Origin of the sequence: Oceanospirillum linum, assembly GCF_001995095.2 — a bacterium.
In the GTDB taxonomy this organism is placed as follows: Bacteria; Pseudomonadota; Gammaproteobacteria; order Pseudomonadales; family Halomonadaceae; genus Oceanospirillum; species Oceanospirillum linum.
Genome location: NZ_MTSD02000015.1, coordinates 1 through 8,215, shown reverse-complemented (window position 1 = coordinate 8,215; position 8,215 = coordinate 1). Strand labels below are relative to the sequence as shown.

The window sequence follows — 8,215 nt, the reverse complement described above, 5'->3', positions numbered from 1 at the left end:
CTTACCACTCGCAGGGTTGATCATCCTCTGACAGATAGCCTGTTTCTTCGACCGTGCTATCAACATCAAGATCGCCAAAGCTCTCGGTATCACCATGACTCTGGTCTGCTTCAATCTCACCATACCATCCCTGATCCGAGACAGGTTGCTGCACACCGTTCTCTAGCGCATCCATCAACCCCTGGCTCTGGCTTTCTCCAAAGAGGAAGAGGTCGTTTTCAACGATAGGATCATTACCATCCTCTTCAAGGGCTCCAAAATCATTGTCGGTATTATCCGAAGCTGCCAGGTCGGTTGCCACTTCCTGCTTAACTTCCGGCTTAACCCCAGTCTCAGTCTCTTCTGTGGTACCGGAATCTTCTGTGGTACCAGGATCTGTCGTATCATCCGGTACAGACTCCTCCACAGACTCAGATCTAAACTCAGCTTCTACTTTCAGATCATCGATCAGCTGATTTTCAGCCGCATCAAAACCTTCATCAGCCAACAGTAGGCTCAATTCATCCTGACTAACAACAAAACCAGCTTCATCGAAGGTAATCAGAGCATCATCGCCAATGTCAGCAGCATCAAAACTTGCCACCAGCTGGTCTCCGGCAAAAATATTCACGCTATCATCCTGATCAAACTCAAAGCGCCCACTCTCCATCTCCCCCTTGAGACCTGAACTGGTTTCGTAGCTCAGTCCTTCCACTGGTGCACTTACAAGATTAGCCGTACTAATCGAAACACTACTCTGCCCCATAAGCCCGACCGTGCCAGATGAAGTCGTGTCTTCAGTTGAAGACTCAACCGGATCGTCATTACTTATAAATGATTTATCCTCATCAGACTGATCTTCGCTCTGCAATCCGATATTCAGGCTCGTCTTAGCAACGCCGCTATCAACATCCAGTGTAATCCCGGAAGCACGCTCCATATTAGCGGCATCAAGACTAACGTTAATATCTACATGAAATGTAGTTCTGTCACCATCTTCATCAGAAACAATCACCGTGAACTGTTTACTCGTTGCTTCGGAAAATTCATCGGAGGAAACAGAATAACGGTACTGACCTGTTTCAAAATCAACACTTAATTTACCTTGTCCGTCAATATCAACTGTTTGGCCATTAGCAAAGTCGGTAGCATCAAAAATCTGACGACCAATCTCAATCCCATCGATGGAGATACTGCCATCACCTCCTGTGACGTTATCCAGCAGTTCGCCATTAACCCGGTAAACGCTCGGTTCCACCTCGATATCCGATACGATATTGGCAAAATCAGCGATATCTGACACATAAACCGGAGACTCATTACTGGAAACGATATCATCGGCAATGTCCAAATGGCGGGTGTTAACGCCAAAAACTTTGACAGAATCTACCGTGTTTTCAGCAAAGTTAGTCCAAACCGGAAGGTAGGCCTCATAATCATCTTCATAAAGGCCATAAGGATTACCGTCTCCCAGATAGAAAATAATATCCTGATCAGCCTGAGCTTGGCTTCCATCATAAGAATCAACAGCCAACCTTAATCCTTGCTCAGGATCCGTACCTTTCTTGTCTGTCTGCAGGTCAACCTTCAAAGAACCGGGGGACTGCCATCCTGTCTGTACAGCATTATCGCCCCAGAACTGAATCAGATTGATATTCACATCACCAATAGCACCATACTGCTGAACAATGCTGCTGATTGCTCCCTCAGACAGAGCTAAATCTGTATTGGACATAGAGCTGGAAACATCGACTATAAATGTCAGATTCGTCGAAATATCGGAAGATTTAACCAACAGTTCATGGGACTCACCTTCGGCCAGAGGCACCAGGTCTTCCGTAGCCAGCTCCGGCATTTCAACGTCGACCATAGCTACAGACGAAGCAGTTTCCGTATGAATGGTAGTATCTGTTGACCCCGGACTGGTTTCAGTAGCTATAGCTTCCACCTGTAACCCGAAGTTTTCGCTACCAAGAGGAAGCGTCACAGACAAATCTGAGCTTGTATAGCTATGCCCACTAACCTCAATCGACCACGAACCATCGCTATTCTGAGTGCCCTCGCTTAAAACAGCACCGTCAGGCAGGCCTGTGATCATCAGCATCAGGCTTTCACTGCCATCTGTATCAGAAAGAGCCGCGGTCAGATCCAGCGGGTACTGGTAGCCAATGACTTCGTCAGTCTCAATTGGCTCAACTGTCGCAGAGGCTCCTTTTATAATGGCAATCTCACTGGTTTGGGTCGTTGAGGCACTGAACTCAAGTTTCAGCTGGCCTTCATCATCAAGTTTTGCGGTTATGGTCTCAGTGTGTTCTTCGTTGAGATTATAATTTGCCCCTGAGCCATAGCTATTAAAAACGTTTTCTACTCCGTTAGCTTTGACAACCCAGTTATCATCATAGACGTTATTGCCGCTATTCCAGCTCCCCTTAATTTGCACGGGTAGCTCGATTGTAACGGTTTGTCCGGCAAACTCTGCACCAAAGTCAAAACTCTGAGTTGAGGCTTCGCCATAGTTGTAGTCAGGGGTGTCATAGATATTATCATCCCCCCGCTCCTCACCCAGCGTTTCACTGAAATGAATGGTTTGGCCTTCGTGCGTAATCTGGCGATATACTTCCTGAGGAGTGGCGATATTAATACTAACGGTTGGAGCATCCGCAACTGCATCAATGTTAATACTGGTACTGTAAGACTGCTCAGACCAATCGCTACCATCGAACACACTGAATTCAAAACCGGAATCAAGATCAGTGTCGTCATTAGCCGTGATAAATTGAAGTTTACCGCTACCGATCTGCTCTAAAGTCAACTCCTGGCCCTGGGTCACGGCTTGATTATCAAATACCAGGGTTCCGACATCACTGTCAGGCAGCGTCTCAATTCTCACCGCCTCCAGACTGTCATTATCATCGTCAGTAAAGTCACCAAAGTCATTAACAGTCAACGTTAATGAACCTGCACCCTCCAGCATGCTCACACTGTCATCGGAAGATGTAGGCTCATGATTTACTGGCACAGGAAGAATAATGTTTTCGGAAACCACAGCCGAGGCAGATTCTGTATGGACGGTTTCATCTGAAGAACCTGGGTTTGTTTCGGTGGCTGTAGCCTTAACCTGTAGCTGAAAGTCGCCAGCTTGCTCAGGAACCGTCATGACCAGATCCGGGTTTGTGTAGCTGTTCCCATCAACGTCAATAGACCATGAACCATCACTCTTCTGACTGCCCTCGCTTAAAACGGCACCTTCAGGCAAGCCTGTAATCGTTAGGGTCAGGCTTTCACTGCCATCAAGATCGTTCAGCTCTGCTGAAAGATCCAATGGGTACTCAAAGCTACTTATTTCTTTTGCAGGATAGAGTGTCTCATCACCAATAATAGTGTCCGCAAAGGCGATGGCATCCACATTATTAACCGTCAGGCTGACGATGCCTGAGCCTGAGATCTGCCCACTATAAATACCATTATTGTTATTCAGGGCATTCAGGTTGTAATCTGCTTGGTTACCCGGCAAGACCAAAAGATCGGCACCATGACCAAAGTTAAAGCTGGAACTTTGTATATTATTTGTTTCCAACACGACAGTGTTATCAGTATTCCCCCATATTGACACTGACATTCCTGGCGCTTTCGGTGACAACAAAAGTTTTATCAACAGCACCGGACAAGTTCCAGGGTGTATTTTCGATAGCGTCATAAATCAGAGTATCATCGCTGTTATTAGCATTACTCTGACCTTCAAGTGCAGAGCTGAAGTCATTGTAGGTACTATTACTGACATCTACTCCAGCAGCGGCATTGTAATCAAAGTCCACAGCAGGGTTCGGATCATAATCCGCGCCATTCCCACCACTGGATGAGCCCTCAGTTACACTTTCAACAATCCGTGGTTCACCAACAATAAGGCTCAGATCCGGTGTATCAGCAACTGCATCGATATTGATATCTGTGCTGTAAGACTGCTCAGACCAATCCACGCCATCAAAAACACTGAACTCAAAACCGGAATCAAGATCTGTGTCATCATTAACAGGCACAAACTGCAGCTGACCGCTGTTGATTTGTTCCAGTGTCAGCTCCTGGCCCTGGGTTACGACTTGATTATTAAATACCAGGGTTCCGACATCACTGTCAGGCAGCGTATCAATTCGCACTGCTTCCAACGTATCGCCATCTTCATCAGCAAAGCTGCCAAAATCATCAGCTGTTAAAACCAGTGAAGCTGAACCTTCCAGCAAGCTAACGCTATCATTCGTGGCTGTAGGTGATGCGTTCTCCGGAGCAGAGGCTGGAATATTCACCGTCAGAGATGCGGTATCACTGGCCGTTAACGGACAGGACTCACCGGAAGCAAGCTCACCATGTAAGCTCTCTTCAACCATGGTAGAAAAGTTCAGATCAAAGGAGCTTCCTGCCTCATTGAACCCATCCGGAATATCCAATTGCAGCGACTGGAGATCCCAGCTCAGCACATCCACTGAGCTGAGGCTATCGGTTGCCGTAAAGCTGTTTACACCATCGGTAAGGGTCACACCAACCGGAATATTGGATACAAGCAGTTCTATAATACTTTCTGATCCATCTGTATCTGTAGGCAGAGCAGATACACCAAGCTCAACACTACTACCGGCGGGAGCTGTTATTTCACTATCGCTTTCTTCAACCTGAGTAAAGGTCAGGTCATGAATCAGATAATCATCGCCTTCACCTGCAGAACCGAAACGGATCTCATCAAAACTCTGACCTGAGGTTGTCTCAAATGTGAAAGGACCATCAATGGTGTCCGTACCGCCGTTGTGCTCTACGGTTTCAATCAGCTCACCATCTTTGTAGAAGGAAATTACCGCTGTTTCACCATCTGACGTACCTGACTCGCTGCTGTAGCTATAGCTATGCTTCCAGGCAAAAGAGACTTCAGTACTACTGACATCAGTATCAAACCTGACTGAGAGAGACTCTGAAGTACCAGAGATAGTGTCATAACCGATCTCTTTGCTATCGCCCTGATTAACGCCTCCATCGGTTCGGTCAGCAACACCAAAACCATCATGGCTGGTTCCACTGACAATGGAGATATCCGTTGTAACGCCCTCATGATCATAAGCCGTTACGGTATAACCAGCATCCGATTGCATGACATTGGAAACATTGATCTTAGATTCCGTTACCACAGAGCCGGTAACGGTTAATTCAGGGATATCAGCTACCGGAGACACATCAATGGTCATACCAGAAGGAGCACTGCTCCAGGACTCACCATCCGATACGCTGAAGTCAAAACTGGCATAATCGTTTTGCTGATCACCTTCACCATCTGTGTTGTATTCATTACGGCCGGATTCGTTCTCATCCGGCGTAAATACCAAACCACCATCGAGCAGATCCCGGGCCGAAACTTCCTGCCCGGCAGATACCATCTCACCGTTGAGGCTTAGAACACCATCTTCAGGCAGACTATCAATACGGACGCTATGTAAGGCATCACCATCCGCATCTGTGAAGTTAAAATCGTCCACTTTAAAGGTGTAAGCTTTATCTTCACAGGTAATCACTGCACCGTCTGCTGCCTCAGGTGCATTCTTTTCTACAGGTTCTGATTCCGGTGGCGTTATGCCTATTGTTAAATTCGCTTCAGACGTATCACCATCACTGTCAGTAATGACATAGGTGAACTCGTCACCTACCGTATTCACTTCCTCATAACTGATGCCCTGGATAAAGAAATCGCTGCTATCACTGTCGGTGATACCGGGGTCAGTATAAGGCGTTGCCGTAAACACCAGACTAGAGAAGGAGCCACCATTGGGAAGCTCAATTACTGCGGTTCCCTGGTGACTGTTGCTGTAGTCGATACTATCCTTGTCCAGAGCACCATAACCAACCAAATTGCCATCTGCATCGAAGGCTTCCCAGCGACCATTTTCTTCATCGCCTCCGGCACCACCATTATCATTTGTGTAGTGATTGCTGACCGTAACAGTGGCCTGGGTGACGGAAGTTCCAAAGTCGACAGCTAAAGCCTCTGATTCACCGGTCTGGGCGTCGTGGTTTATCTGGCTCCCCACTGGCATATCATTCTGGCTTCCCTGCACACCTAAACCACTGCTGGTATATGACACATTCGCATCGGCACTATCCAGATCCAGCTTTCCGTCACTGTCTTTATACGCTGTGCCGAAACCAAAGGCTTTCAGCTCTACACCATCCCAGTTGTTACCTCCAACCGTTTCTGTGGTCGTTGGCTGGGTCACTTCGTAAGAGTAACTGCCATCCTGATTCAGCGTTAACATGCCGTTATCGCCCTGAATCTGCACGCTGGATTCACCTGCTTCAAAAGTGACAGTCTGGTCACCGAAACGTACTTCGGTCACTTGTGAGCCATCAGCACCCTGGTCATCTTTTTCTGCAGCAACTTCATCGGCCGTTCCTGTGCCGGTGATGACATTACCTGTGGTGATTTCACCCACTTCTCCGGCTACACTGTCGCTATCATTATTTGCTTCCGGAGCATCATCCAGCACACTGATTTCATGAGACGCGGTATAGGTTGCTCCACCGTCAACTTTCGCGGTGTAATCAAAACCTGCGCCTTCCAGTGCATCATCACTTTCACTACTATGATCGGCGCTCGCTGGTGGTATGTAGCTCCAGGAACCATTGCCATTAACCGTTAATTCACCACCATGCAGAGTTGTTACTGTGTCTCCCACATTTGCAGTTTGTGAAGTTCCACTTTTATCTGTGTAGCTAAAACTTTCGATCTGGGGGTTATCACCAAAATGATTACCTTCGGCAAATACATTGCCGGAAAGGTCATTACCGGACTCCTGCACTTCTGAGCGGCCATCAAAACCATCGCCATCAAGGGCAATATCACGATCCGCGGTGGCGGTTTTACTGTTGCCCGCGGCATCCGTGGCGGTAACCGAGGCATCAATACTATTGTCGGCTTCCAGATCATCGGTTTTAACCGGGATGCTGTAGGTCAGGTCACCAGCAGTGTTCTCTACAACATTACCGGTATAAGTTTCACCGTTAACCGTCAGAGTCACTTCATCACCGGCTTTTACATCGCCGCCGACGGTGCCTGTGATCGAGGTAAATTCTTTATCGGCTTCTTCGGCGTTCAGAACATCATCACCGGCGATGGTGTCGATGGTGATGGAAGCGTTGATCTCGGTATCCACGGAGATATCGCGATCCGCGGTGGCGGTTTTGCTGTTGCCTGCGGCATCCGTGGCCGTAACCGAGGCATCGATACTATTGTCCGCTTCCAGATCATCGGTTTTAACCGGGATGCTGTAGGTCAGATTGCCGTTACCATCATCGGTAACCGCACCGGTATAAGTTTCACCGTTAACCGTCAAAGTAACTTCATCACCGGCTTTTACATCACCGCCGACAGTACCGGTTACGGACGTGAACTCTTTATCCGCTTCTTCTGCATTCAGTACATCATCACCAGCGATAGTATCGATGGTGATGGAAGCGTTGATCTCGGTATCCACGGAGATATCGCGGTCCGCGGTGGCGGTTTTACTGTTGCCCGCAGCATCAGTGGCCGTAACCGAGGCATCAATGCTGTTGTCGGCTTCCAGATCATCGGTTTTAACCGGGATGCTATAGGTCAGATCACCAGCAGTGTTCTCTACAACATTACCGGTATAAGTTTCACCGTTAACCGTCAGAGTCACTTCATCACCGGCTTTTACATCGCCGCCGACGGTGCCTGTGATCGAGGTAAATTCTTGATCCGCTTCTTCTGCATTCAGTACATCATCACCGGCGATAGTATCGATGGTGATGGAAGCGTTGATCTCGGTATCCACGGAGATATCGCGGTCTGCGGTGGCGGTTTGGCTATTACCGGCACTGTCCGTTGCGGTGACAGAGGCATCAATACTGTTGTCGGCTTCCAGATCATCGGTTTTAACCGGGATGCTGTAGGTCAGGTCACCAGCAGTATTCTCTACAACGTTACCGGTATAAGTTTCACCATTAACGGTCAGCGTGACCTCATCACCGGCTTTTACATCACCGCCCACGGTACCGGTTACGGAGGTAAATTCTTTATCGGCTTCTTCGGCGTTCAGAACATCATCACCGGCAATGGTATCGATGGTGATGGAAGCGCTGATCTCGGTATCCACGGAGATATCGCGGTCCGCGGTGGCGGTTTGGCTATTGCCTGCGGCATCTGTGGCGGTAACCGACGCATCAACACTGTTGTCGGCTT

The 8,215-nt window shown here is 48.1% G+C and carries 2 protein-coding genes; both read right to left on the bottom strand.

What is annotated here, in order from left to right:
- Position 1 precedes the first annotated feature (1 nt).
- On the bottom strand, positions 2-3,592 hold the full coding sequence (locus BTA35_RS16365) for a vWA domain-containing protein (RefSeq protein ID WP_139363687.1): 3,591 nt from the start codon (positions 3,590-3,592) through the stop codon (positions 2-4).
- The coding region (locus BTA35_RS16360) for an Ig-like domain-containing protein (RefSeq protein ID WP_139363686.1) at positions 3,570-8,215 on the bottom strand (4,646 nt) is incomplete at its 5' end. The genes BTA35_RS16360 and BTA35_RS16365, both read right to left, overlap by 23 nt.